At 34.5% G+C, this 24,293-nt stretch carries 22 protein-coding genes; 9 read left to right on the top strand and 13 right to left on the bottom strand.

Annotated elements, in window-relative coordinates; all coding sequences use genetic code 11:
- Positions 1 to 168: 168 nt before the first annotated feature.
- Entirely contained in the window at positions 169 to 519 is a 351-nt protein-coding gene (locus tag CJF42_RS16925) for a hypothetical protein (protein WP_095367823.1), read from the top strand.
- On the opposite strand, the gene CJF42_RS16920 is transcribed toward CJF42_RS16925, so the two are convergent.
- The 9 genes from CJF42_RS16920 to CJF42_RS16880 form a co-directional block, all read right to left on the bottom strand.
- Positions 458 to 1,723: a cyclic di-GMP phosphodiesterase gene (locus CJF42_RS16920; protein ID WP_095367822.1), complete on the bottom strand. Its 1,266-nt coding sequence runs from the start codon at positions 1,721 to 1,723 to the stop codon at positions 458 to 460. The two genes, CJF42_RS16925 and CJF42_RS16920, sit on opposite strands and share 62 nt — an antisense overlap.
- 209 nt (positions 1,724 to 1,932) lie before the next feature.
- Entirely contained in the window at positions 1,933 to 2,268 is a 336-nt protein-coding gene (gene rraB / locus CJF42_RS16915; protein ID WP_095367821.1) for a ribonuclease E inhibitor RraB, read from the bottom strand.
- Between the two features lie 42 nt (positions 2,269 to 2,310).
- The gene (locus CJF42_RS16910; protein WP_095367820.1) at positions 2,311 to 3,012 is read right to left on the bottom strand and encodes a 1-acylglycerol-3-phosphate O-acyltransferase; all 702 of its coding nucleotides are present in this window, start codon (positions 3,010 to 3,012) and stop codon (positions 2,311 to 2,313) included.
- Between the two features lie 223 nt (positions 3,013 to 3,235).
- Positions 3,236 to 5,521, bottom strand: coding sequence for a DNA topoisomerase IV subunit A (parC, locus tag CJF42_RS16905; protein ID WP_095367819.1), 2,286 nt, complete (start codon positions 5,519 to 5,521; stop codon positions 3,236 to 3,238).
- An 87-nt stretch (positions 5,522 to 5,608) separates the two neighbouring features.
- Positions 5,609 to 7,498 carry a DNA topoisomerase IV subunit B gene (parE, locus tag CJF42_RS16900; protein ID WP_095367818.1) on the bottom strand — a complete coding sequence of 630 codons (1,890 nt, stop codon included), beginning with the start codon at positions 7,496 to 7,498 and terminating at the stop codon, positions 5,609 to 5,611.
- A gap of 49 nt (positions 7,499 to 7,547) precedes the next feature.
- A complete protein-coding gene (locus CJF42_RS16895; protein WP_095367817.1) occupies positions 7,548 to 8,120 on the bottom strand; it encodes a YqiA/YcfP family alpha/beta fold hydrolase in 573 nt (190 codons plus the stop codon).
- The gene (locus CJF42_RS16890; RefSeq protein ID WP_095367816.1) at positions 8,113 to 8,901 is read right to left on the bottom strand and encodes a metallophosphoesterase; all 789 of its coding nucleotides are present in this window, start codon (positions 8,899 to 8,901) and stop codon (positions 8,113 to 8,115) included. Before CJF42_RS16890 ends, CJF42_RS16895 begins: the two co-directional genes overlap by 8 nt.
- On the bottom strand, positions 8,888 to 9,346 hold the full coding sequence (locus CJF42_RS16885) for a DUF1249 domain-containing protein (RefSeq protein ID WP_095367815.1): 459 nt from the start codon (positions 9,344 to 9,346) through the stop codon (positions 8,888 to 8,890). The genes CJF42_RS16890 and CJF42_RS16885 overlap by 14 nt, the downstream gene beginning before the upstream one ends.
- Positions 9,343 to 9,957, bottom strand: coding sequence for an NUDIX domain-containing protein (locus CJF42_RS16880; RefSeq protein ID WP_095367814.1), 615 nt, complete (start codon positions 9,955 to 9,957; stop codon positions 9,343 to 9,345). The genes CJF42_RS16885 and CJF42_RS16880 overlap by 4 nt, the downstream gene beginning before the upstream one ends.
- A 191-nt stretch (positions 9,958 to 10,148) precedes the next feature.
- Between CJF42_RS16880 and tolC the strand changes: the two genes are divergently transcribed.
- The 3 genes from tolC (at position 10,149) to CJF42_RS16865 (ending at position 13,155) form a co-directional block, all read left to right on the top strand.
- A complete protein-coding gene (gene tolC, locus CJF42_RS16875; protein WP_095367824.1) occupies positions 10,149 to 11,429 on the top strand; it encodes an outer membrane channel protein TolC in 1,281 nt (426 codons plus the stop codon).
- A gap of 117 nt (positions 11,430 to 11,546) precedes the next feature.
- Complete coding sequence (lpxL, locus tag CJF42_RS16870) at positions 11,547 to 12,473, top strand: LpxL/LpxP family Kdo(2)-lipid IV(A) lauroyl/palmitoleoyl acyltransferase (RefSeq protein ID WP_095367813.1); 927 nt, start codon at positions 11,547 to 11,549, stop codon at positions 12,471 to 12,473.
- Between the two features lie 103 nt (positions 12,474 to 12,576).
- Positions 12,577 to 13,155, top strand: a complete 579-nt coding sequence (locus tag CJF42_RS16865; protein WP_095367812.1) for a TcpQ domain-containing protein — start codon at positions 12,577 to 12,579, stop codon at positions 13,153 to 13,155.
- 143 nt (positions 13,156 to 13,298) lie between these two features.
- Here CJF42_RS16865 and glnE read toward each other — a convergent pair whose 3' ends face one another.
- Entirely contained in the window at positions 13,299 to 16,163 is a 2,865-nt protein-coding gene (gene glnE / locus CJF42_RS16860; RefSeq protein WP_095367811.1) for a bifunctional [glutamate--ammonia ligase]-adenylyl-L-tyrosine phosphorylase/[glutamate--ammonia-ligase] adenylyltransferase, read from the bottom strand.
- A 58-nt stretch (positions 16,164 to 16,221) separates the two neighbouring features.
- On the opposite strand from glnE, the gene CJF42_RS16855 reads away from it, so the two are divergent.
- The 4 genes from CJF42_RS16855 to CJF42_RS16840 all read left to right on the top strand — a co-directional run bounded on the left by CJF42_RS16855 (position 16,222) and on the right by CJF42_RS16840 (position 20,950).
- Complete coding sequence (locus tag CJF42_RS16855; protein ID WP_095367810.1) at positions 16,222 to 17,109, top strand: DUF350 domain-containing protein; 888 nt, start codon at positions 16,222 to 16,224, stop codon at positions 17,107 to 17,109.
- 64 nt (positions 17,110 to 17,173) lie between these two features.
- The gene (locus CJF42_RS16850; protein WP_095367809.1) at positions 17,174 to 17,776 is read left to right on the top strand and encodes an XTP/dITP diphosphatase; all 603 of its coding nucleotides are present in this window, start codon (positions 17,174 to 17,176) and stop codon (positions 17,774 to 17,776) included.
- A 2-nt stretch (positions 17,777 to 17,778) separates the two neighbouring features.
- On the top strand, positions 17,779 to 18,945 hold the full coding sequence (gene hemW, locus CJF42_RS16845) for a radical SAM family heme chaperone HemW (protein ID WP_095367808.1): 1,167 nt from the start codon (positions 17,779 to 17,781) through the stop codon (positions 18,943 to 18,945).
- Positions 18,946 to 19,120: 175 nt separating this feature from the next.
- Positions 19,121 to 20,950, top strand: a complete 1,830-nt coding sequence (locus CJF42_RS16840) for a DUF885 domain-containing protein (protein ID WP_095367807.1) — start codon at positions 19,121 to 19,123, stop codon at positions 20,948 to 20,950.
- A 178-nt stretch (positions 20,951 to 21,128) separates the two neighbouring features.
- Here CJF42_RS16840 and CJF42_RS16835 read toward each other — a convergent pair whose 3' ends face one another.
- From CJF42_RS16835 to CJF42_RS16825, 3 genes are read right to left on the bottom strand one after another with little or no spacing between them, the layout of a single operon-like run.
- Positions 21,129 to 21,995 carry a DUF1835 domain-containing protein gene (locus CJF42_RS16835; protein ID WP_095367806.1) on the bottom strand — a complete coding sequence of 289 codons (867 nt, stop codon included), beginning with the start codon at positions 21,993 to 21,995 and terminating at the stop codon, positions 21,129 to 21,131.
- A 37-nt stretch (positions 21,996 to 22,032) separates the two neighbouring features.
- Positions 22,033 to 22,752, bottom strand: a complete 720-nt coding sequence (locus CJF42_RS16830; protein WP_095367805.1) for an SIMPL domain-containing protein — start codon at positions 22,750 to 22,752, stop codon at positions 22,033 to 22,035.
- Positions 22,753 to 22,774: 22 nt separating this feature from the next.
- Positions 22,775 to 23,149 carry a cupin domain-containing protein gene (locus tag CJF42_RS16825; protein WP_095367804.1) on the bottom strand — a complete coding sequence of 125 codons (375 nt, stop codon included), beginning with the start codon at positions 23,147 to 23,149 and terminating at the stop codon, positions 22,775 to 22,777.
- Between the two features lie 293 nt (positions 23,150 to 23,442).
- On the opposite strand from CJF42_RS16825, the gene purU reads away from it, so the two are divergent.
- Entirely contained in the window at positions 23,443 to 24,276 is an 834-nt protein-coding gene (gene purU / locus CJF42_RS16820; RefSeq protein ID WP_095367803.1) for a formyltetrahydrofolate deformylase, read from the top strand.
- Positions 24,277 to 24,293: the final 17 nt, after the last annotated feature.

The following is a 24,293-nucleotide window of genomic DNA, read 5'->3' as shown; positions in this document are numbered from 1 at the left end:
TTAATTTCACCTAAAACTGCTGAGTTTGAGAGTTAAGTTTATAAAAAACAGGTAAAAATCTATACTTGAGCCGATTAAACAAATGATAACAATTATCATTTGCATTTTCGATTTGGCATGCTATTATTAAAACTCAACTTTCATTCAAAGATAAAAGGAAGCTCAGTCATGGATATTTTCATTTTATTGTTTGCCATAAGTAGCAGTTTAGTCGCTGTTCATACTTTTAAGAAAAGTATTTATTATGCTACAAGAGAATTATTAGATCATGATAATCGGATGACACGATATTGGTTTATCGGTATCGCCTTTGCTTGTTTTTCTTTAGCTGCATTTTCAATAAGTTTAGGCTGTGCTTTAGGTACTTTATGTTGGCTATTAATGATTGGTTCGCATTTAACAGCTATTTTCTCTTTACCTATTATATTTTCTACAAGTAAAAAAGTTAATAAGGTTGTTAAGCAATCAACTGCTCTTTCAAAAGGCGACTCAAATTTATTTGATGATCTTGTGGTTTAATACCTGACACTATTTTTAAAGAAGTATCTTCAATCTCCAAATGAATGTCTTTACTTGTTATATAGTGCTTATGCTTGGTATTATAAAACACTTTCACTTTTGGTCTGATAGGATTGTTTTTATTACCTTCAAGCACAATGGCCAGTCTGTCCGATGTCAATTTAACTATTGAGCCTACCGGATGAACACCGATACACTTTATAAACTGTTGTACTAATACGGGATCATACTTATCTTTTTGACCTAATAAATGCTTTAATACACTAATAGGCTCTAAACCTTGTTTAAATACACGATCAGCTGTCATTGCATCATAGGTATCAACAATCGCCATCATACGTGCAGTTTTACTTAATTTATCCTCGTTAATACCTCTAGGGTAACCACTACCATCTAACCTTTCGTGATGATTAATGATCATATCTAACATAACGGGAGTGACGCCTTTTTCCCCTTTGCATAAGTTAAACCCCTGCTCAACATGTTTTGTCATAGCTTTTGTTTCAAGCTCTGTTAATTTTCCAAGTTTGTTAATGATGCCTTGTGGCACTCTAGCTTGCCCTATATCATGTAATAATGCTCCCATAGCCAATTGAAATACCGATTTTTTAGAATACTTTAAATAACGACCAAAAACAGAAATAAGAATGGCGGTATTAATAGTATGACGCCATGCATAGGCATTTTTATCTCTTAACCGTGTTAAAACAGCCATCGCATCCTCATTTCTAAATACGGAGTCGATAATGTCATTGGCAACATCATGAAGTATATTGACATTAACTTGCATACCCGCAGCTATATCTTGATACATAGTTCTAACTTTATTTAACCCTTGATCATAAGCGATGCAGGCTTTTGAAAATTCGTTTTCTAAAGTAATCTCTTCCTCAACTTGCTTTCTTTTTATTTTTTGATCGACCGAAGAAGGTTCTTCTTTGGTGACTTTTGGCGTTATATTTTGAGTTTTATTTTCTTTTTCGATAACTTCAGGCGTTTTATTTTCAATTTGATTTTCTTCTTCAATTTCAGATTGCGCGAAATCGACAATAACCTCAAGGATACCTTCATTTTTGAGTTGATCTATTAAACTTTGGCTACGCACCCATCCATGGGTTTTAATTTTTATCTTTTTCTTTTGTTTACTTACATTTTTTACAAACATCCCTGGACGTAATTCAGATATAGATAAGGCTTTAAGCATAAATAAAATAACTTCTATTAGAGTTTGTTTTAGTGAGTTAGCAAATTAAACACATAAAAATTAACTTAAACTTAACATTTAGAGGATGTATTGTCTAGTATTTATACTTTAAATAAGAATTGAGTATTAGATTTGACTGTTCATTTTAATAGGGAGAGTAAAGGTGATTGAGCAACTACGGCTGTTGCTCAACTTTAATGGAATTGGTATTACTCTTGAAAGTAAGTTCCCCAACCATCATATTCCACATTCATTTCTTTGGCTAATACAGACAACTTATCAACATCTTCCATTATCACATCGACATTTAGCTCAGCTTCAACAACAATATCAAAACCCCAAACTTTTCCGCCTTCTTCAAGCTCAAGTTCAGCGGGATCTTCAACATCATAACCAAATTTAAAAGCTTCTAATGCTGCTAATTCTAGACGTTTAAAGTCATCACATACAAAATGGTGCTCAACTTCATAAAGTACTTCAGGATCAGAACCATCTTCTAATAATGAATCTACAATGTCTTCACTTATTTCACGCCAGTTTTCCATTTATTTTACTCTTTTATATACAATTTATTTACGGTTAGTTTTTTACAAAGTATCTAACTGTTTAATCTTACTATCCATAATAGCATGAACTTGATTCGCTTGCGTGCGCACACTTGACTCTGTATTTAAAATAACAGGCTCAAGAAATTCAATATATATTGTGCCGTTATTCCAGCGGTTCAAGTTTATCTTTTTATGTGTGGTGCTCATACATACTGGTACTACAGGTACATCTGCTCGTAATGCAGTATGGAAAGCACCTGTTTTTAAAGGTAATAAACCTCTGCCGTAGCTTCTAGTACCTTCAGCAAACATCCATACAGATAACTTCTTTTGCTTTATTTTATTTGCGGCTTTATCAATTGTACCTGCAGCTTTGGTTCTATTTTTACGATCAATTAAAATATTACCTGATAGCCAATATAATTGACCAAAAAATGGGATCCACTTTAGGCTTTTTTTACCTATGCTAACGGTTCTACGTGGTACTGCGCCTGTGATAGTAAAAATATCATAGCTATTTTGATGATTAGCAACATAAACTACAGAGTTTTTGTCAGTCGCATTAGGCGCATTAATGATTTTAACTTTAACACCTAATAATTTAGCAATTTGACTATACCAAGTTGCACAACGATTAACATGGTTTGGATGAAAAGGGATGATAATGCACATCAATAATCCCAGTAACCCACTTATTAATATAAATAAAGCAATTAATAATAAACGAACAACAGCTAACAAATGAAAATCCTCACCATAAATACAAATAAAATATTCGCGGGCAGTATACCCTATTTAACAAAAAAAGCATGCTTTAGCTTACAAGTGTACGCTTTAGATCATACATATCCACTCTAATTAGTGCGTAATGACACATATTGAACACTGTTGGTATTACCAACCTATAAGCAAATAAAAACCCCTTGCGGGGTTTATAATTTATTAATCGATTTATAACTAGATTTTATTTATCTTCAGGTTCAAGACTTTGTAACTGAATTTGTTCTATTTCAACGGAGTTTACTCTCTGTAAACCGCGAGGGAGTTTATTACCTCTACGACCACGATCGCCATAATAATATTCTAAATCACTCGGTTTAAGTGTGAGTTTTCGTTTACCTGCGAGTAAAGTAACATGGCTATTTGGTGGTACGATAGCAAGTACTTTTACAAATTCTTCTCGGGTTTTTACTCTAGCTGTAGGTATGGAAATAATTTTATTTCCCTTACCTTTACCAAGCTTAGGTAAATCTCGCAATGGGAATAGTAACATGCGTCCTTCATTAGAAATCGCTAAACACATGTCTGTCGCAATATCATTAACCTTGATTGGTGTCATCAATAATGCAGCTTCAGGAACACTAACAAGCGCTTTACCACTTTTATTTTTACTGACCAAGTCTGTAAAAGAAGTTACAAAGCCATAACCGCCATCAGAAGCCATTAAGAACATGCTTTCATTTTCAGCCATCAATACATGCTCAAAATTAACACCAGATGTTAAATTAAAACGTCCTGTTAATGGCTCACCTTGGCTACGCGCAGAAGGCAAACCATGCGCATCTAAAGTGTATGCACGTCCAGATGAATCTAAGAATATTGCAGGTTGATTACTACGTCCTTTCGCTGATGCGCGATATTCATCACCAGAACGATAACTTAATCCAACAGCATCAATATCATGACCCTTGGCACAACGTGCCCAGCCTTTATTTGATAATACAACGGTAACCGATTCTGAAGGGATCAAATCTTTTTCGCTTAAAGCTTTTGCTTCTGTGCGCTTTACAACAGGTGAACGTCTATCATCACCATAAAGCTCTGCCGCTTCAATGATTTCTTTTTTAATCAAAGTAGACATGCGACGTTCTGAACCTAATGTGAGTTCTAACTTATCACGTTCTTTTGCTAACTCGTCTTGCTCCCCGGTTATTTTAAATTCTTCTAATTTAGCAAGATGACGTAACTTTAATTCTAAAATTGCTTCTGCTTGAATATCCGTCAGATCAAAACGTGCCATTAACACTAGCTTAGGTTTATCTTCAGTACGAATAATCTCAATGACTTCATCAATATTTAAAAAAGCAACCAATAAAGCTTCTAAAATATGTAAGCGCGCTAATACTTTATCTAAACGATATTGTAATTTTCTACGTACTGTTTCACGTCTAAATACTAACCATTCTGCTAAAATAGTTTTTAAATCTTTAACTTGGGGACGACCATTTAAACCTAACATGTTTAAATTAACACGGTAGCTTTTTTCTAGATCGGTTGAAGCAAATAAATGCGACATTAAGGGTTCTACTTTAACGCGATTTGAACGCAACATAATAACAATACGCGTTGGATTTTCGTGATCTGATTCATCACGTAAATCTGCAACCATAGGCAGCTTTTTAGCTAACATTTGAGCTGCTATTTGCTCTAAAATTTTACCGCCAGAACATTGATGAGGTAAAGCCGTGATCACAATATCACCATATTCTTCTTCATAAACCGCCCGCATTTTTACCGAACCTTTACCTGTTTGGTAAATTTTACGAAGATCTGCTTTTGACGTGATGATTTCTGCATCAGTTGGGTAATCAGGTGCTTGAACGAGCTCTAAAATATCATCAAGTTCAGTTTTTGGTTTATCTAATAATAAGCAACAGGCTTGCGCTACTTCTCTGACATTATGAGGTGGAATATCAGTTGCCATACCAACAGCAATACCCGTAATACCGTTGAGTAAAATATGTGGTAAACGTGCAGGTAAAACCACAGGCTCTTTCATGGTGCCATCAAAGTTTGGTATCCAATCAACTGTACCTTGGCCTAATTCTTTAAGTAATACTTCTGAAAATTTAGATAAACGTGCTTCGGTATAACGCATTGCAGCAAATGATTTAGGATCATCTGGCGCACCCCAGTTTCCTTGACCATCAACTAGCGGGTAACGGTAAGAGAATGGCTGTGCCATCAATACCATAGCTTCATAACAGGCACTATCACCATGAGGATGGAATTTACCTAAAACATCACCTACGGTACGTGCTGATTTTTTATATTTTGCCGCAGCAGATAAACCTAGTTCACTCATCGCATATACAATACGACGTTGAACTGGTTTTAGGCCATCACCAATATGCGGCAATGCACGATCCATAATCACATACATGGAATAATTAAGATAAGCGTCTTCGGTAAAGCGCGCCATTGATTGTTGTTCTATGCCCTGCAAACTTAACTCTGTTGCATCAGTCATTGTTATTTATTCTCTTTAACTTTTTTATTCTGAGTACTAAAACACAAAGTGCCACGCAGTGGCCTTTAATAAAGTTGCGCAGCAAATTTATATTTCTGCACGATCGCCACTAGATTCAAGCCATTGCTTTCTATCACTGGCACGTTTTTTAGCTAACAACATATCCATCAATTCTATGGTATTTCCTTCATCGTCTAAAGTAAGTTGTACTAAACGGCGGGTATTAGGATCCATGGTTGTTTCTCTCAATTGTAGCGGGTTCATTTCACCCAAACCTTTGAATCGCTGTACATTTACTTTACCGCGTTTTTTTTCTGCTGCGATACGATCTAATATGCCATCTTTTTCATCTTCATCAAGCGCATAATAAACATCTTTACCAATATCAATGCGGTATAGCGGTGGCATCGCAACATAAATATGGCCTTTTTCTAACAGAACTCTAAAGTGCATCATAAACAAAGCACATAATAAAGTTGCAATATGAAGGCCATCAGAATCAGCATCCGCTAAGATGCATATTTTTCCGTAGCGTAATTGAGATAAATCAATAGAATCGGGGTCCATACCTATTGCAATCGATATATTATGTACTTCTTCGGAAGCGAGTATCTGCCCTGAGTCAACTTCCCAAGTATTGAGTATTTTACCACGAAGCGGCATGATAGCTTGAAACTCACGATCTCTCGCTTGTTTAGCTGAACCTCCAGCTGAATCACCTTCCACCAAAAATAACTCAGTAAGCTCGCCATCATTTGACGCACAGTCAGTTAATTTACCTGGTAATGCAGGTCCTGATGTGATTTTTTTACGCACAACTTTTTTTGCTGCTCGCATACGTTTTTGTGCATTTGATATACATAATTCGGCAAGTAAATCAGCTTTATCTGTATGTTCATTTAGCCATAAGCTAAATCCATCTTTTACTACGCCCGCTACAAATGCAGCACAGACACGAGATGAAAGTTTTTCTTTAGTTTGTCCAGCAAATTGTGGGTCTTGCATTTTTACCGATAGGATATATTGACATTTATCCCAAATATCATCAGGTGTCAGCTTTACACCGCGAGGTAAAAGGTTTCTAAACTCACAAAACTCTCGCATCGCTTCTAATAAGCCTTGGCGTAAACCATTTACATGGGTACCACCTTGTATTGTCGGGATCAGATTCACATAACTTTCAGCGATGCCTTCACCGCCATCTGGTAACCAAACAACAGCCCATTCAGCCCCTTCAGTTTTGCTATTAAAATTACCTATAAATGGGTGTTCTGGTAAACAGTCGTACCCTTTTATTGCTTCTTTTAAATAATCTTCTAAACCTGCAGCATATTCCCATTCAAGTGTTTCTTTGGTTTGCTTATTTATAAAACGAATTTTCAAACCTGGGCATAAAACCGCTTTAGCTTTTAATAAATGAGTAAGTTTTAAAACCGAGAAGTTTGCAGAATCAAAATACTTTGGATCAGGCCAAAATTGGACACTGGTACCTGTATTTCTTTTACCAACAGTACCTGTGATTGATAAGTTTTCAACTTTATCACCATTTTCAAAGGCCATTTTATATTCATTGCCTTCACGTTTTACAGTTACTTCAACACGAGTAGACAAAGCATTTACAACCGAAATACCAACACCGTGTAACCCACCTGAAAATTGATAGTTTTTATTAGAGAATTTACCACCGGCATGTAATTTTACAAATATAAGCTCTACAGCAGGAATGCCCTCTTCTGGATGAATATCAGTAGGCATGCCTCGACCGTCATCCACAATTTCCAAAGAATTATCAGTATGTAAAATAACATCAATTTTACTTGCATGTCCTGCTAGTGCTTCATCGACACTATTATCAATAACCTCTTGACCTAAATGGTTTGGTCGTGTGGTATCGGTATACATACCTGGTCTGTGTTTTACTGGATCTAGGCCATTTAATACTTCAATTGACCCGGCGTTATAATCTTGTTCACTCATAATGGCTATATTCTTACTTATTATTAATGTCTGATTAATGGTTTTATTTTTAAGCTATTTTAAAAAAATTAGCAATACTTTCAAAGTAACGCTCAAACTTTATAAAGCTATGATCTCCACCAAATTCAATTTTTTGTTTGCCATTAGTATAATATGTAACAGCATCTTGATAATTTAAAACCTCATCACCCGTTTGTTGTAATAAATAAACTAACTTAGGCTTCTTAAGTTTAGGTATAAATATTTTTTTTAATTCAGAAATGTGCCTTCTCTCAAGTTCATAGTGATAATCTTGATAAGGATTATATTGCTCACCTAAATACGTTTTCATTAAATTAAAAGGCATTACCGCAGGATTAACTAAAACTGCCTTAACACCAAATTTTTGCGATAAATAAGTCGCAAAAAAACCACCTAAAGAGCTACCAATTAATACCGTTTTATCATTAATCAACGACTCTAAAGTAATTACAGTCACTAAAGGTTCATGATTTAAACATGGAACTAAGTATTCTACCCTATCATTAAACGTTTGTTTAAGATATTGACCAAATTGCTTTGCTTTAAATGATTCAGGTGAGCTATTAAAGCCATGCACATAAATAACACGTGGTTTAGTCACTACTTTTCACCCAAATAACTTGAGTATTAAATTCACCTAGCTCATTAATATTAATCAACCTATAACCAGGCCCTAAATTTTCTTGTTGCCAATCAGTTGTTCTTTTTTTAAATTGAATTGATGTTGCCGGTGTCGCACAAATATCTATACCTAAATAATTTTTTTGATATTCATTATGAACATGGCCATGAACAAATAAAGCCAATTTATCTGTATTACTCAATTGAGCAAGTAAATGTTCACCATTAGTCAATATATGCTTATCTATGTAGCCTTCAACTGATAATGGATGGTGGTGTGCAAAAATTATGCTTGGCTTTTCACTCTTATTTATCAATTTTTTGATTTGTGTTAATTCAATTTCATCAATAAAACCAGAAGGTGTTTCGCTTTTACTATTAAGTAATAATATTTGAAAGTGAACAGTATCAATACATTTATGGTTCAGTAAATTATTTTGATTTTTAAATGCCTTCTCAAATAATGCAATTTCATCATGATTACCTGGCAACCAAAATACCGGAAAATCGAGAGCTGCCTTTTGAATTAAAGCAACAAATTTTTCATAAGACTTTATTGTATGGTCTTGTGTTAAATCTCCACCAAAAATCGCTAAATCAGGTTTTTTACTTTTTATATCTTTGAGTGAGTCTTTTAATGCTTGAGATGTATTTACATCAAAATACTCACCACTGTTTTGAGCAAACAAATGACAATCTGTAAAATGCGCAATTGTGATATTTGGTTTATCTATTTGGTAACAGTCATCAAACCAAGCCATGGTTCACATCCCATAAACAGTTAGCTCGCCCATGAGTAATACAATGATCTAGCCAATCTAATAAAAAAGCATTCACTTGATATTTTTCATCTTTTTGGTGCATTAACGGATTTGGGTATTTATTTGAAGGTTTAATGCGCTTTAAATAATCAGGGCTGATCACTTCAGCCATTCGGGCATCGTGGTATACACGTACTAATAATTTGGGATTGATAAAACCAATAACATTGCTACTGATTTGTTTAAATATGATATCCGTTGTAAATCTAGAAGTAGCAGTGATCTCTAATTGGTAACAAAACTTTTCAACATCAATCACATTCGTATCGCCAACAGTTTCTGTTTTTGGCATTAATTTCATAGCTCTAAAATAATTTTGCTCACATACCGTCATAAAAGCTGGTAAATTAGGGATGTATTTTTCAGATTTCACTAAATGAGTCATGATTTAAACTTATCTAAATTTAATGCTAACCATTGTAAACTAATCACGGTTGCAGCGTTATCAATTATGCCTTTTTCAAGATATTCCATCGCCTGGGTTCTAGGCATAACATGCACTTTAATATCTTCACCTTCATGCTCTAAACCAAATAGACCACATGCTCGGCTTAAATCAGTTTGTGCGAGGTAAAGATATAAACGCTCAGTAGTACCTCCAGGACTTGATAAGTAAGACATCATAAAAGTTAAATTATCAAGATCTAATCCTGCTTCTTCTTTCGCTTCTTTTATTGCAACTTGTTGATAATCATCGGAGCCATCAGCCATTCCCGCTATGCATTCTAATAACCAAGGTGATTTATCTAAAGCGGGATCTAATGCGCCAATGCGAACTTGCTCAATGAGTAAAACACTATCAGTTTTAACATCATAAGGTAATACCGCAACTGCATGACCTCGTTCTAAGATTTCACGGTAAACAATATCGGAATAACCACCAGCAAATAATTTATGACGAAACCCATAACGTTCTATTTTAAAAAAACCGTTATATACTGCTTCTTTTTCAATAAGATCGATGTCTTTGCTCTTGAAAATTGAAATATTGTTCATATATAAACCTAAATAGCTACTGCATTAATTCATATAAGTGTACCCTTGTTCCAGAAAATTAAATATATTCTGTTACACTTGAACACCTTATTTTACGTATTAGTTTTTTCTGTTCGCGTAAAAACAGTTTAACATCTCTGCAATTAAATAAAGAATAATTGATAACGGACGCCACTCACATGATACAAAAAATGAATAAAAAAATATTATCGGCCTTAATCGGTTTAAGCTGTAGCTTTACTGCAAGCAATAGTTTCGCCGAAGATTTACTTCAAGTATTTGAAATTGCAACGGCAAATGATCCTACAGTTTTAAAAGCCAAAGCAAATGCTGATAGAGATGCATATAATATTGATAGCGCTATGAGCAGTTTATTACCAAACTTATCTTTCTCAACAGGTTATGATAAATCACATTCATTTGGCGGGAAGCTAACATTAAGCCAATCTTTATTTGATTTTAGTAACTGGAAAAGTTTATCGATTGCAGAAAAAGAAGCGCTTCAATCTAAAACTAGCTATGATTTAGCTCAGCAAACATTGATTGTTCGTGTATCTAACGCCTACTTTGATGTATTAGGTAATATGGATGATTTAGAGTTTGTTCAAGCTGAAAAACGCGCCATAGAACGTCAATTAGAACAAACTAAACAAAGATTTGCAGTGGGCTTAACAGCAATCACTGATGTACACGAAGCTCAGGCGCAATTTGATAACGCAGTAGCTCGTGAAATTGTTGCAAAAAATGACGTTGAAACATCTAGAGAGCAATTACGTGAAATTACAGGTAAATATCATTCAAAATTAAATCCTCTTAATACCACAAGATTCTCCACTGTTTCACCAACAAATAACAGTGAAGATTTTATTAAAACAGCTGAAGAAAGAAACTTAGAGCTACAAATCTCAAAGCTATCTGTTGAAGTGGCCAAAGTAAGAATAGAAAGAGCTAAAGCTGGTCACTTACCAACCTTATCACTTAATGGTAGTTATTCTGAAAGCTGGGATAGTAGGCCTGCAAATGCTGATGGAATAAGAGCACCAAAAGACTCAACAACATTAGGTGTAAGTTTAACTGCACCTATTTATGCTGGCGGTGGAATCCAAGCAGGTGTTGACATAGCAAGATCTAATTATGTTGCAAGCAGTGAAGATTTAGAAGCAACTCACCGCTCTGTTACACGTAATGTACGTACTTCTTACAACCAAGTTGTTTCAGATATCGCAACATACAAAGCACTAGAGCAAGCTGTAGTGTCAGCACAAAGTGCATTACAAGCAACAGAAGCTGGTTTTGAAGTAGGTACGCGTACTATCGTTGATGTTTTATTAAGTACCCGAAACTTATTTGATGCTAAACGTAATTTATCTGCTGTTCGTTATCGTTATGTTGTATCAACATTAAGCTTAAAACAAGCTGCTGGTACACTAAATAAAACTGACATTGAAGCGATCAATCGCGGATTAAACTAAGTTATATCACTAAGGAGAGCTCATTCGCTCTCCTTTACTTTCAATAAATTACTTTCAATAAACTACCTACCTCGCTTATAATCTTACCTTTATTATTACCTAACTTTGAGTTGCTTTGTGGTAAACGACCCTAAATTTAAATTATTATTCTTACATCCTAAGTTTTGGCTAACTTGGATTGGTACAACTATTTTATACCTCATATCTTGGCTGCCATTTAAATTACAAATAGTCATGGGTAAAGGTATAGGTCGCCTACTGTATAAATATTTTAAAAAACGCAGACATATCGCTGAACGCAATATTCAATTGTGTTTTCCAGATATGCCAAAAGAGCAACAAAGCCAATTAGTCGTTAAAAATATGGAAAATACTGGCATAGCTATATTTGAATCAGGCATGTCATGGTGGTGGCCACAGTGGCGTGTAAAACGCCACCAGGGTGAAATAAAAGGCTTTCATCATATAGAAAATATCCAAGCGTCAGGAAAAGGCGTGCTCATGTTAGTACCACATATGCTACACCTTGAAATGGCAGGTCGTATGATGGGTGAAACACAAAATGGTGTTGGTTTTTATCGTCCACATAATAACACTTTACTTGAATACTTTATGACAAAAGGACGCTTACGTTCAAACGAGTATTTAATTGGTAAAAAAGATGTTAAAGGCCTACTCAAAGCGCTTAGTAAACAAAAACTATGCTATTATCTGCCTGATCAAGATTATGGTAGAAAACGCTGTGAATTTGTACCCTTCTTTGCAATGAGCCAAACCGGAACCACCACTGGCACCACGCTTTTTGCTTCAAGTAAAAACTGTGAAACAGTTGGTTTCAGCAGTAAACGTACAGCTGAAGGTAAATACGATATTGAAATTACGCCTATGTTTGAAAATTTTCCTGTAGGTAATGAAACTGAAGATTTAACTCGAGTAAACCAACATATTGAATACGCAGTAAATAATGCATCAGAACAATATATGTGGCTACATAGACGCTTTAAAACCCGTCCAGATAAAGATGCCCCTTCAGTCTATAAATAAACACTTCCTAGTAACAATTACAAAACTACAGACTCTACAAAGAATTGATTGACATCAAAAAAATGTTAATATAGTTAATAACTTTATAGAGTCGGTTCATATTATGTGGTTTTGGTTTAAACATTTATCATTAGCAATTGTACTAATCGCTGCAGCGGCTTATTTTCTATTGGCTGATGGCCCTATTTATACACCTAGTAAAAAAAGTCAATCAAATGCTGCTGCCGATGGCTTATCTAACTTTTATGCTTCAATTCGCAGATCTTTAGATAATAAGACATCTGGTAGCGAATTTGTTCAAAACATAAAAGTACCAACAACAAAGTTAACTACAGCATTGCAACAACGTGCTGAAATAGTCAAACCCTCCAGTCCTAAATGGAAAGGTACAGTGCAAAGTAGACGTTTTGAAACAGGAAAAACATTAAAATCAATAATGAATCAATATGCTAAAGATGAAGGTATTGCTCTTTATTGGTATTTAAATAAAGACTATAAAGTGAAACATAATTTCAGAGTTGAAAGTAATTTTGTTTCAACTTTATATCAAGTTGGTACAGCCATTGATAATGATTTTGAATTTGATGTTAAAAGTTTTTTTTGTTATAAACATCGTGCTGTAGTGATCACAGAAACCCCCCCGGAATTTGTTAGAAAAAATTGTATTAGAGCAACGATGTAAAAACCGCCTGTGATATGGGATACTTGTATTACATGATTGAAAAGTAACTTTCTGCAACCAGAAAGAGCCTGTAAATAATTATCCTTTTTCAGTCTGCGCCCCCCTTTCTTTCACACCATACAGTATCCTTAGCAGGTTTGTTATTATCCTATAATATCTTGCCACGCTTGATAAACGTTTTGTTTATGTTGTTGAATGTCACCTTTACTTACTAACTTATCTTGTTGACGCAAACTTAATAAATGATACTGATCTCTATAATCACAATATGCTTTAATTAGCTTTCTCCCCTGCTCAGTTGAAATTAAACCTAGCTTACTTGCTGTTTTAAAGATACGAATATTATCAGGATATAACATTATTTTTTCTTGAGTATCACTATTTGCCAATACCAGATATTGTGCAATAAACTCAATATCTGCCATACCGCCTTTATCTTGTTTTAAATCAAATAATTCATTATTGCCTTTAGCTAAATGACTTCGCATTTTTTCTCGCATTTTTGCGACTTCTACTTTTAAATCACTTTTATCACGACTGAGGCTTAATACTTGTTTTCGAATTTCATAAAATCTTTTTAACAAAGACGCTTGCCCAAATATCATTCGCGATCTTACCAAGGCTTGGTGTTCCCATGTCCATGCTTCATTTAATTGGTAATCAGCAAAGGTTTCTATATTAATCGCTAATAATCCAGAGGCACCTTCAGGTCTTAATCTGGTATCTAATTCATATAAAATACCAGATCCGGTACGAGTATTGAATAAGTGCATTATCCTTTGAGCGAGTTTTAAATAAAATTGACGAGAATCGATTTGTTTTGCGCCGTTGGTTAAAGTATTGCCTAGACAGTTATGTAGAAATACTAAATCAAGATCAGAACCATAACCTAATTCAATACCTCCCGCTTTACCATACGCGATAACGGAAAACCCTTTATGCTCATCTGTTGCATTTTTCGGATAACCAAAGCGATCTACCATTTGTTGCCAAGCAATCAATACACTTTGCTCTACAATTGCTTCAGAAAGTGCAGTTAAGTGATTACTCACATTGGTAATATCTAGAATTCCAGTAGCATCAGCCGCTGCAATTCTTAATTGATAAGCCTGTTTAAATTGCCTTAATGCTTCCATCTGTTGCTCTAGGTCTTGACTGTCTATTCGTAAAAAATATTGGCGAATTTCATCTTTATAAGCATTTAAACTTAAGGGGTGGTATAAAATGGCTGGATCTATCAACTCATCCAATAGAATTGGATAACGTGCAATTTGCTCACCAATCCATTTGCTATGACTACACAATAAAATTAACTGTTTTAATGTACCTTGATTTTCAAACAATAGCTCTAAATAAGCAGTTCTTGATACTACTTTTAAAAGCACCTGATTGACCATACAAAAAACACTGACATCTAATGGTTGTTCCTTACTTGCTAAAATGAGTTGCTCAAGTAATTTTGGCATTAACTTATCAAGGATATCTCGTCCACGACTCCCAATTTTAATTTTAACTAATTGCAGCTTAAATTCTACTAACTCTCTTTCCCAGAGAGTGAGCTCTTCATCTGAAAAATGAACTTTATCTAATAAACTAAAATCTGAATTAGTCCATAAAGTTTCATATAAAATAGAATCATCATCTACTACTTCTTTTTCGGTGCCCACCATCAAATCAAATTCATCATGGATTTGTGCCATGATATTTGAAACTTCATCAAGCACTTCTTCATAGTTAGTTTTATTTAATAAATCCGTGAGTCTTTGCTGGTTTATATCTTCAAATGGCAAAGTTTGTGTTTGTTCATTATTAAAAATTTGCAGATATTGCTCTACTTTTCTTAAATATAAATATCCTTGTTTTAATTTTTTTGCGTTTTCAAATTCTAGTGCGCCTAATTCAACCAGTTGTTCAAGCGCTTTAAGTAAAGATTGAGTTTGTAAATTGACATCCCTGCCACCTCTGATCATTTGAAAAGCCTGAACAACAAATTCAGCTTCACGAATACCACCAGAACCGAGTTTTATATTTCCTTTTAAACCTTTGCGCCTCACTTCTTGCGCTATCATAGCTTTCATTTTACGAAGAGACTCAACGACTGAAAAATCTATGTACCTGCGATAAACAAAAGGTTTCAATAAAGTATAAAATTCACTTCTATAGCGCGCTTCAGAATTGGTTACAGCCTCTAATTCATCACCTTGAATCAGTCGACCTTTAAGCATGGCATAACGCTCCCAGTCTCGACCTTGCTCTTGATAATAATCTTCCATCGCACTAAAACTGATGACTAAAGGCCCACTGTCGCCAAAAGGTCTTAGTCGCATATCAACGCGAAATACCTGACCATCTGGGGTTATTTGATTTAAAGCTGCGATTAACTTTTGTGACACCTTAGTAAAAAAAACTTGTGCTTCAATATTGCGTCTACCACCTTGGGTTTCACAATACTCAGGATAACTAAAAATCAAATCAATATCAGATGAATAATTCAATTCAAAGCCACCTAACTTGCCCATCCCTAAAATCAACATAGGCATAGCATCACCATTTTTATTTAAAGGTTTGCCATTAATTTTAGCAACTTGTTCATATGCCCATAAATAAGCATTATGTATCAAAGAGTCAGATAACTTTGAAATATAGCGAATACTCTCTTCTATTGGATTTTTCATTATTAAATCTAAAAAAGCCACCTTTAACCAATAGCGATTTCTATAATCTCTTAAAGATTTAAAACTCTGTTTATCTGATTCATTATTGATTTGTTCACGTGTTAACGCAGGTTTTATTTGTGTAATTTTTATTTCTTTTTCATTTAATAACCAAACACCTAACTCTGGAGATTTTAATAGCACTTCATAAGCAAAATCACTTAATGCTAATAATTTCACTAAGGCATAGTTTTCACAATCAGAAGTTATATTGTCATTAACTTGCGCAGGATATATTTCTATAAACCTTTTAATACCTAATTCATACAAAACTTCAGATAAGTTAATCGACATATATTTCTCCAAAAAATTCATATAAAATCTGTTGATTCAATCACTATAGCGTAACACTATGGATTATATCACTCTTTCAAATCAAGCCTTTATCGCGCTTAGCAGCTCTTTTATTCTTGCTTTACTGGTTATTTTAATTGTTCGTACAATAATGAAAAATAAGTCACCTAATGGTTTACGTAAGGAGCTAGCCCAAAAAGATAACTTTGCTATGGGTATAAGCTATGCCTCAACACTATTTACAGTATTAGTTGTGACAGGATTTTTATTTAAAAACCTGAGTTTTACAGATATTAGAGCCGATACATTATATGGCATTCTACTTATGTTATTTGCTTTTGCTTATATTCATATCGGTAAGAATATTCATGCTCATTTTATTTTAAAAGATTTTAACGAAGAAAAAGAGATTCAGCATAAAAATATATGTGCTGCTTTAGTTGAATCTGGAGTCATGATAGGCAATGGTATTCTTGTTTTAGGTCTATATAATTGGTCACATGCCCAAAGCTTAGATGGTTTATTGATATTAGCCGTCACCTTTATCTTGCTTCAAGTATTTATGTATTTAAATAGTCGTTGGCAAGAATATGCTTTTAGTAAAGCAAATCAAGGAAGTTCATTACAAAATCAATTTAAATTCGAAAATATTTCTCTGGGATTGCGATATGGCGGACAAACACTTGGTGCATGTTTAGCAATTTATGCAGGATTGGCAAGTGCAACATACTTTCCAGGTAAAATGGTTGAAAACTTACTCATCGTCGCGCTGCAGTGTGGTATCTTAATAATTTTGCAGCAGTTTTTAAGTGCTTTAGCTATTCGATTAGCTTTACCAAAAATAAATACCGAGTCAGAAGTCGATCAGCAAGATAATATTGGCATAGCGAGTATAGAGTTAGCAATTTATATCGCTGTTGGATTGTTATTGGTAAAGTTATTTTAAATAGCTTTTTGAGGATTGCCTCAGTATGATCCACCTAATCCCCTATAAAAGTGTAAGCATTTTCATGAATAAATTAGTACTAGCAACTGGTAACTTAAATAAAGTAAAAGAATTAAGCGATATGCTGAGTTCTTTAAAAATTGAAGTTGTACCTCAAAGTGAATTTAATGTCTCTGAAGTTGCTGAAACAGGTACTACATTTGTTGAAAATGCAATTATTAAGGCTCGTCATGCTGCCAAAATAACTGGCTTACCTGTTATAGCAGATGACTCGGGGTTAGAAGTTGATGCACTCAATGGTGCACCAGGAATTTACTCAGCGCGTTTTGCAGGCAGTAATGCCAGTGACAAAGATAATTTATTAAAACTATTAGCTGAACTTAAAAAAGTGCCTGAAGAAAAACGCACCGCAAGATTTTGCTGTGTATTAGTATTAATGCGCCATGCTGATGACCCTACTCCACTTATTTGCCAAGGCTTTTGGGAAGGAAAAATTACAACGCAGCCAAATGGAGAAAATGGGTTTGGTTACGACCCTATTTTTTATGTGCCTGAAAAACAAACAACTTCAGCTCAGTTAGATAAAATAACAAAAAATGCTTTAAGTCATCGTGGCAAAGCTTTAAAACAGCTAGCGGTTTTATTACAAAATAAGTTGCCAGCATAATCATGAAATTACCTGCACTTAGCCTATATGTTCACATTCCTTGGTGTGTGCAAAAATGTCCTTATTGTGATTTTAACAGTCACAGTCAAAAAGGCATTATTCCCGAAACTGATTATATCCAAGATTTACTCAATGATTTAAAGCAAGATTTGCATTACGTACAAGGGCGAAACTTAAAGTCTATTTTTATAGGCGGTGGCACACCTAGTTTATTAACTGAGGCTGCTATTGGTAAATTAATAAAAGGCATCAAAGCCATGATCCCTTTTGAAGATAATATAGAAATCACATTAGAAGCCAATCCAGGCACAATCGAATCTGGTCGCTTTAAAGGCTATGTTAATATTGGTATTAACCGTATCTCAATTGGCATTCAAAGCATGCAAAACGATAAACTTAAAGCCCTTGGCCGTATTCATGATGCCGATGAAGCAGTTAAAGCTGCTGAACAAGCACGAAATGCGGGTTTAAACAGTTTCAATTTAGATTTAATGCATGGCTTACCAGGTCAGAGTTTAGAAGATGCATTAGACGATTTGCAAAAGGTAATTGCTTTAAAACCAAAACATATCTCTTGGTATCAATTAACCATAGAAGAAAATACCCAGTTTCACTCTCGTCCACCCAAATTACCTGAAGATGAAGCGTTGTGGGATATCCAAGAACAAGGCCATGATATTTTAACTAATGCGGGTTATCAGCAGTATGAAATATCAGGCTATAGCCTACCCGATAATCAATGTCAGCATAATTTAAATTATTGGCGTTTTGGTGACTATTTAGGTATAGGATGTGGTGCTCACGGTAAAATCACTTTGCCGATTCAAAATAAAATTGTACGTACTGTTAAAATAAAGCACCCAAAAGGTTATATGGCACCAAGCGAAACAGAGCAAGCTAAAAGCTATTTATTTAATTGCTGGCAAGTAAAATTAGACGATTTACCATTTGAATTTTTTATGAATAGATTACGTTTATTTGAACCTTTCGATCAAAGTGAGTTTAGTGATTATACTGGCTTAGCAATAAACTTTGTTGAACAGTCTTTTATCAAAGCCTCTGAACAAGGCTTAATTTTACAATCATTATCTAAAAATAACGCACAGCAATGGCAAGTCACCGCAAAAGGTCACAGATATTTAAATGATTTGCTAGAATTATTCGTCTAAAAGATGATAACAATTACAAATATTGAAAAATACAACAATTGATATACTCAACCTATAAAACAGGTTCAGTGACTCTCATGAAATAAGTAAAAATTCGTTACAAAATTATACTGAGTTTTAAATTGAATCTATATATACTACCCATAAAAATACTCTTGAAATAAAGGTAAAAACAATGATTAAACAAACACTTATTGCAACAGCAATTAGTACTCTTCTATTAACGGGTTGTCAACATACTCAAACAACAAATACGTCTGATGCAGTGAATGAAATTGTTAAAAACACACAAACTGAATCTGAAAAAGCAAATGCATTTTTTGAAGAAACTTTCAACCGTGATGTGATGCGTAGCCCAATTTACCAAACTTACATGGGCATTAAAAAAGATTATGACAAATGGGATGACGGCTCTGAAGCACGTGCACTAGAAGATTTAGCTTTAACTAAAAAAGATTTAGTAACATTAAAAACGATGAACTACGCAGCGCTTGATGATGGCACGAAAGTTAGCTACAACTTAATGAAACAAAATCTTGAAGATACAATTGCTGATTTCAAGTGGCGTTATCATAACTATCCCGTAAATCAAATGCATGGTACACACTCTATGGTGCCTGCATTTTTAATCAACCAACATCAAATTGCTGATGTTTCAGAAGCAAAAGCCTATATCTCTCGCTTAAATGGTGTAAAAGAAGTTTTTTCTCAACTACAAAAAGATCTAGAGATAAGAGCACAAAAAGGTATCATTGCACCTAAATTTGTTTTTCCGCATGTAATTGAATCAAGCAAAAATATCATTCAAGGTGCACCATTTGAATCAGGCGATGATTCAACTTTACTAGCTGACTTCACACGTAAAGTGAATAAACTTGAAATTGAACAAAGCGAAAAAAATGCGTTAATCTCACAAGCAATTAAAAGCTTAAAATCATCAATTGAACCTGCATATCAGCAATTAATTTCTTACCTTAAAACTCTAGAGTTACGCGCTAATAATGATGATGGCGCATGGAAATTTCCTAATGGTAAAGCTTTTTATAATAATGCATTAGCACGTACCACAACAACAAATTTAACTGCTGAGCAAATTCATAAAACAGGGCTAAGCGAAGTGGCACGTATTCATAATGAAATGCGTGAAATTAAAGAAAAGGTAGGTTTTAAAGGTGACTTAAAAGCATTTATGCAGTTTATGAAAACGGATAAGCAGTTTTATAAGCCAGATACAAAAGAAGGTAAACAAGAATACCTAGACGAAGCTGTTGCACTTATCGACAATATGAAACTTCGTTTAGATGAATTATTTATTGTAAAACCTAAAGCTGATTTAAAAGTAAAAGCGGTTGAAGCATTCCGTGAAAAAGCAGCTGGTAAAGCCTTTTATCAACAACCTGCGCCTGATGGCTCTCGCCCAGGTGTTTATTACGCAAATCTTTACGATATGGAAGCGATGCCAACTTACCAAATGGAAGCTTTAGCTTATCATGAAGGTATTCCTGGGCATCACATGCAAATTGCAATTGCACAAGAGCTTGAAGATGTGCCTAAATTCCGTAAATTTGGCGGATACACAGCTTATATTGAAGGTTGGGGTTTATATTCAGAGTTAGTACCAAAAGAGATGGGGTTATATCAAGACCCATATTCAGATTTTGGTCGTTTATCAATGGAATTATGGCGCGCATGTCGCTTAGTGGTTGATACGGGTATTCACGCAATGAAATGGACTCGCCAAGAAGGTATTGATTACTACGTAAATAATACACCAAATGCCACTTCTGACGGTATTAAAATGGTTGAGCGTCACGTTGTAATGCCTTCACAAGCAACCGCTTATAAAATAGGTATGCTAAAGATTTTAGAATTGCGTCAAGCAGCTAAAGATAAACTAGGTAACAAATTCGATATTCGTGAATTCCATGATGTTGTACTAAAAAATGGTCCTTTACCGCTTAACGTACTTGAAGACTTTGTAGATCAATACGTTGCTTCAAAATAAATAAAATCAATGACTAAAAAGGGCCTCTAGGCCCTTTTTTATTTCTCTATTCAAAACGATCATATAAATGTGTGTTTAATATTTGTTTAAAGTAATAGAGTATGCCGATAACACCCTATATCCTACCAAGTTAAATATTTATGAGTTAGTTTGAACACCCAAGTGGGTTATGCCAAATTTAAGTTAAATAGCCATCGCCTGTAATTACTTTCATACCTTGCTCGGATAAAGAAACTTGATGTAAATGATAAAACATCCGCTCTTGATGTAAAATACACTCTTGAGTATCAATATCCACTAACTCTCGCATCATTTCTAAAGTACACCAGAAACTTAAATCCCCCATAAAAGGGATCTCTTCTAACTGTTGATTTTCTCCAAATAGCTGAGCTAGCGATAAAGGTTTTATGAGTAATATATCCAATATTTGCCACTGTGTTCGTGAAAGCTCAGGTGCAGACGGCGTTTCTTCTAAAAAGCGTGTAATAGCAAGCTTTAGGCTTGGCCAATATTTAAACTCTAATGCTAAACATTTTTTTAGCGCAATACTTCGCTGATCTGATGGTAAAATCAGTGCCTGCCAAACTTGATTGGCGAGTTTATAAAAAGCAGGAGCTGGCGTAAAGCGAGTCTGAAAATAGCGTTGAATATGCTCTGAATCGTGCTCTTTTGGCGGTAAATGATCTGGTACCATGATCACTTTTAAGTTTTTCTTTCGCAAATGAGAGCTGTTAAACCAGGCTAGAAACTGTAAACCAATCAAACAATCAAATAATTCAGGCGTTAACCATAAGACCACTTCATCTTCAGGCGCTAAACTTAACAGTGCTTGATCTCTTTTATTGAACTTAGCCTTAATATCAGATAAAGCAATACAAAAAAACTCAGCTAAAAATTGGCTTCGATATTCAGTAATTTTATTTAAATTAGTTTCAGCTGTTATTGGGCCATGATGCAATACATCTTGCCAAGCTTGAAATTGACCTTCGATACCTACTTGCTTCAGATAGCGATTGGCATTATCACCATTCGTAATGTGTATCATTGCTTACCTTTGAACCTAACACTATATTTAATTCATATTAATCTGATAAATAGTATTCAACTGTAGAAACAATACGTACTTTTTTAATATGAGACGTATTGGAATCCCTGTCAGAAATACTAAACTGACCTTGTCTCGCTGATTTAATTTTACCAAGCTTTGAATCTGAATCTTTGGCAAATTTCAAAGCCACTTCTCTGGCATTTTTAGTTGCGGTTTGCACCATTTTTGGTTTGATATCATTAAGCTTGGTAAATAAAAACTCCAATCTGTTATTATAATCTTGCCTTAGCATAACGATATTTTGTTTTGCCAACTCACTGAGTTTAGCGCTTGCATTGAGTACTTTATCAGGTAAATGAGTATAAACTGATAAAGAGGATTCAACGGTATAGCGATACTTAAATTGTTGATTAGTAGCATATTCAGTTGCAAGCTTATCATGCACCACTTGGGTACCTATTGTTATTTCACTATCGTCAAAGCCATGTAATTTTAAAAACGCAATAACACTTTGATTATTTTTTTGCACTGTTTGCATTAACTTAGCTAAATCATTCCCAGCATCAGTAAATTTCATTGGCCAGATAGCAGTATCAGCACTCACTTCAAGTTCAGCCAAGCCTTTGACTACAACTGAACGCTCCATGGATTTAAATGACAATAATCCACTTTTAATCGATAAACCTAAGCCTATTAACCCTATTATTAATGCACAACCGATAATAATACTATTGATACGTGATGTTTTTTCCATCATAAAACCTTTTATGCATAATTTAGTTAACGAAATGCTTATCTATACCTTTGTATTCTGGAGTTTGCACTGAGAGTACTTTTAGTGGCTTAGCTGAGGTGACTTTAACACCATGAGGCGTATTTTCAGGTACTCGAATATAATCACCTTTTTTAATTTTGACCAATTTATCATTGACTGTCATATCACCTGCGCCTTCTAAAATATAAATAATTTCAGTGTGATGTTTGTGTATATGCAGGGGCACTTGATCTGCTATAGAAATTAAAAACTCACTTGCGTGTTTATCGCTCCCCAATTGCGTTACTGATAATTTATCAGCATCTTTTTGATGTACTAATGTATCTAGATTAAGTATTGATGTACCAATAGCTGCACAAATGAACATGAGCGTCATAACTTGCCTATTTTATTTTTATTATTCGTATACGACTACCAATAGCATACCTAAGTATTGCGCCAAATCAAAGCTTCTAAACTAATCGATATCACAGTCATAGCTAGCAGAGAAATATCGCATATTAATTGAGGATAACTAAAAGGTTAAACTGATATTTTAAAAAAGGCACTGCCACACTGAATTTAAATTTTATCAAATAAACACTTCCAATCTTGTCTCCTTTGTCAAATAATGATGGGCTATTTGATTCGAGTAATCTACTTTTTACTTGAACATAAAAGGGGAATGAGATGAAAAAAGTATTACTAATAGACTGCCCAGATGAAAAAGGCTTAATCGCTAAAATCACTGGACTTTGTTATGAACATAAATTAAATATCATAAAAAATAATGAATTTGTTGATAATATCAATGAAAGATTTTTTATGCGCACCGAACTTCAAGGTGATTTCACTAAAATTAACTTCCTTGAAGAATTAAAAGCACAATTACCAAGTGATTGTAATCTTGAGCTAATTGGCCAAGAAAAAATCCGTGTCGTTTTATTAGCAACTAAAGAAGCCCATTGCTTAGGCGGCGTTTTATTAAAGTACTTTGAAGATGCATTAAATATCGAAGTTGTTGCCGTTATCTCAAATTATGAAACACTCAACCCCCTTGTTAAAGGGTTTAATGTACCGTATCACTTCATTAGTCATCAAGGCCTGACTCGAGCAGAACACGATGAAGCAGTTGCAACACAAATTGAACATTATCAACCTGATTTAATTGGTTTAGCAAAATACATGCGCATTTTAAGCAGTGATTTTGTAAAACGTTTTAGCGGGAAAGTCATTAATATACATCACTCTTTTTTGCCTGCCTTTATTGGCGCCAAACCCTATCAGCAAGCCTACGAGCGCGGTGTTAAAATGATAGGTGCTACTGCTCATTACGTTACTGACGAGTTAGATGAAGGCCCTATTATTATGCAAGATGTGATTCATGTCACCCATGATGATGATGCTGAATCTTTAGCTAAATTAGGTAGAGATGTCGAGAAAACCGTGTTCTGTAAAGCTTTGCAATTAGCCAGTGAACATAGATTATTTGTCAATGGAAATAAGACTGTTGTCTTCAAATAAAGTAGGTACTTTAAAGT

Source organism: Pseudoalteromonas sp. NBT06-2 (assembly GCF_002276045.1).
Classification (GTDB): Bacteria; Pseudomonadota; Gammaproteobacteria; order Enterobacterales; family Alteromonadaceae; genus Pseudoalteromonas.
Note: the sequence above shows the minus strand (reverse complement) of the source record. Positions and strands in the feature narration are given on the sequence as shown.

Bases quoted from the DNA above. Each gene is read 5' to 3' on its own strand.
- rraB (WP_095367821.1), bottom strand. From the start codon at position 2,268: ATGGAAAACTGGCGTGAAATAAGTGAAGACATTGTAGATTCATTATTA.
- CJF42_RS16880 (WP_095367814.1), bottom strand. From the start codon at position 9,957: ATGAACAATATTTCAATTTTCAAGAGCAAAGACATCGATCTTATTGAA.
- parE (WP_095367818.1), bottom strand. From the start codon at position 7,498: ATGAGTGAACAAGATTATAACGCCGGGTCAATTGAAGTATTAAATGGC.
- CJF42_RS16865 (WP_095367812.1), top strand. From the start codon at position 12,577: ATGTGGTTTTGGTTTAAACATTTATCATTAGCAATTGTACTAATCGCT.
- tolC (WP_095367824.1), top strand. From the start codon at position 10,149: ATGAATAAAAAAATATTATCGGCCTTAATCGGTTTAAGCTGTAGCTTT.
- CJF42_RS16830 (WP_095367805.1), bottom strand. From the start codon at position 22,752: ATGGAAAAAACATCACGTATCAATAGTATTATTATCGGTTGTGCATTA.
- purU (WP_095367803.1), top strand. From the start codon at position 23,443: ATGAAAAAAGTATTACTAATAGACTGCCCAGATGAAAAAGGCTTAATC.
- CJF42_RS16925 (WP_095367823.1), top strand. From the start codon at position 169: ATGGATATTTTCATTTTATTGTTTGCCATAAGTAGCAGTTTAGTCGCT.
- CJF42_RS16885 (WP_095367815.1), bottom strand. From the start codon at position 9,346: ATGACTCATTTAGTGAAATCTGAAAAATACATCCCTAATTTACCAGCT.
- CJF42_RS16855 (WP_095367810.1), top strand. From the start codon at position 16,222: ATGGATTATATCACTCTTTCAAATCAAGCCTTTATCGCGCTTAGCAGC.
- CJF42_RS16825 (WP_095367804.1), bottom strand. From the start codon at position 23,149: ATGACGCTCATGTTCATTTGTGCAGCTATTGGTACATCAATACTTAAT.
- CJF42_RS16850 (WP_095367809.1), top strand. From the start codon at position 17,174: ATGAATAAATTAGTACTAGCAACTGGTAACTTAAATAAAGTAAAAGAA.
- hemW (WP_095367808.1), top strand. From the start codon at position 17,779: ATGAAATTACCTGCACTTAGCCTATATGTTCACATTCCTTGGTGTGTG.
- glnE (WP_095367811.1), bottom strand. From the start codon at position 16,163: ATGTCGATTAACTTATCTGAAGTTTTGTATGAATTAGGTATTAAAAGG.
- CJF42_RS16890 (WP_095367816.1), bottom strand. From the start codon at position 8,901: ATGGCTTGGTTTGATGACTGTTACCAAATAGATAAACCAAATATCACA.
- parC (WP_095367819.1), bottom strand. From the start codon at position 5,521: ATGACTGATGCAACAGAGTTAAGTTTGCAGGGCATAGAACAACAATCA.
- CJF42_RS16835 (WP_095367806.1), bottom strand. From the start codon at position 21,995: ATGATACACATTACGAATGGTGATAATGCCAATCGCTATCTGAAGCAA.
- CJF42_RS16840 (WP_095367807.1), top strand. From the start codon at position 19,121: ATGATTAAACAAACACTTATTGCAACAGCAATTAGTACTCTTCTATTA.
- CJF42_RS16920 (WP_095367822.1), bottom strand. From the start codon at position 1,723: ATGCTTAAAGCCTTATCTATATCTGAATTACGTCCAGGGATGTTTGTA.